We start from the raw sequence: 2,042 nt of genomic DNA, 5'->3' as shown, positions 1-2,042 counted from the left end.
CTCAGTCGCGGTGTTGATCGCGTGGGTCACCCTGTTCCGGTTCCGGACCAGCCTGGTCTGCAGCGTCAGGTAGCCGTCGGTGTCGGGTCGCACCTCCCGCAGGCCTGCCACCGGCTGCAGCAGCGGGATCGGCGGCACCGGCACCGCCGGGTCGTGGTCGAACGGACCGGCCGCGGTGTAGTTGATCGGGATGAGCGCCCGGCCGATCTGCATCAACGCGTCGTTGAGGGTGGACGCGGCCTCGCGCTGCTTTCGCGTTCCGCGCCCCGACACGTTGGCGATGCGCTCGGCCGCCCCGGCCAGTCCCTCGGCCGCGGCAGCGAACCGTTGGATCGCGTCGAGCGGCGGTGCCATGTCAAACGCGTCCCCGGCCGCTTCCTGGATCCCTCGCAGCGTGGCCCTGATCTCTCCGGCCGTCTCCCGGTAGTCGAGGGGGAGGACCGGAGCCGTGCACCACCGCCACAGGACGAGGGCGTATACCTGCGCGTCCCTGCGGAGGTTCTCCTTGTCGATCTTGTCGAGGGTGTCCTCGGTCGAATGCCACCACCAGCCCAGCCCGCCATGATGCGAGGCCCCACCGCTCAGGGCTGCGAGGGCGTCCCCGGCTGCGGATGCGGCGGGGGGCTGGGCGGAGACGTCCATGAACATCGACGGCACCCCAATCCCCCAGAAGGATTGATCTCCCATCCGGCTGATCCGGCGGCGCTGGAGGTCCTGGCCACTCACGTCCTTGATGCAGCGAGCCGCGAGTCCCCAGGTCTCAGCCATGGTCAGATTCTCACTGAGGACGGTAGCGCCGACTCCGCCCGGAGAGTCGACATTGAGGTGCAGGACGGCGTGCCGGTACAGATCGTCCCAGTGGGTGTCCGCGTACCACGTCGATCCCGAGTACCGGCCGTGGGAATGTCCCGACCAGAACGCGAACCGGACACCGCGGCGCAGCCGCGGTTGACGGCGGCTCAGGAGGCGCGCCATCTCCACCATCACCGCGTTCGCGCTGCCGTTGTCCATGGCCCCGTAGTGCCACGAGTCCACGTGTCCGCTGAACAAGACGAACCGGTCGGGCTCGTCCCGTCCGATGAGGTCGGCGACGAGGAGCGGTGTCTTCCGCCACCGGGTATCGACCGCCGCGTGCACGCGCACCCTGAGGTCGCCGGTGCGGGCCCGTTCCCGGAGCGCCTCACCGTCCGGCTTGCGGACGGACACCGCGACAAGCTTGGGGAGCGCCGGGAGGTTCTCAGGGGTCGGGGAGCCCCACACGGTCGAGATAATCATCTCATGCAGTTCGGGGGGGTTGATGAAGATCGCGCCGACCGCCCCGGCTTGCTCGGCGGCCCAGGCCCGAGTCGGCATCGCCAGCCCGTCAATCAGGGCGATCTTGCCGCGGACGTTCGGGCCGAAACTTCCGCCTCCGGCATCCACGACCTCGGCCTCGAGCCCGCCCGGCGGGGTCGAGGCGGAAAACGCGTGAGTAATGCACTCCTTCTGCTCCGGCGAGCCTCCGAGGATCTCGAGCGACGCCGTCCCGGGCCATGAGACCAGAGCGTCGTGCTCGTAGCGCCTGACCGCGAGGCCGAATCCTTTCAGTGTGGTTTCGAGGTAATCGAACGCGTGCGCCTCTTCATCGCTGCCCGAGAGCCGGACCCAGCGCGATACCTCGCGCGTGTAGGTCATCAGCTTCGAGGCGGACACCGCATCCTTGAGAGTGTGCTCGGGGTCTTTCGGCATGGCGGCCCTCCGAGAATTGCGACGTACGGGACCCTCAATACATTCGCAGGGTGTCCGGCGCTTTCCTGGCGGAAGGGGGCTAGCGTGGGGCGGACGCGGCTTTTTCGATCTGCTCGACCGCCGAGGCGGCGACGCGAGACGGAATCTGTCTCGACTGCATCAGGTGTTCGATGGTGCCGACGATTCCTTGGCGGAACACGAGGATCACGACGATGAAGATCACCCCGGTGATGACCCCCCACGCGTCGGTCCATGTGGAGAGGAAGTCGCGCAGGAGCAGGAAGAGGGCCGCGCCGACCAGCGGGCCGAGGCGG

General features: G+C 68.3%; 2 protein-coding genes. Both read right to left on the bottom strand.

All coding sequences use genetic code 11. The annotated features are described in order from the left end of the window. A partial coding sequence (locus VFP86_17970) for a M28 family metallopeptidase (protein HET9001532.1) occupies positions 1-1,728 on the bottom strand: 1,728 nt, incomplete at its 3' end. A gap of 79 nt (positions 1,729-1,807) precedes the next feature. After that, positions 1,808-2,042, bottom strand: a 235-nt coding sequence (locus tag VFP86_17965; protein ID HET9001531.1) for a hypothetical protein, incomplete at its 5' end; no start/stop codon positions are given.

The sequence above is a fragment of the bacterium genome (assembly GCA_035703895.1).
Taxonomy (GTDB): Bacteria; Sysuimicrobiota; Sysuimicrobiia; order Sysuimicrobiales; family Segetimicrobiaceae; genus Segetimicrobium.
The sequence above is the reverse complement of the archived record's forward strand: the minus strand, read 5'-3'. Positions and strand labels throughout refer to the sequence as shown.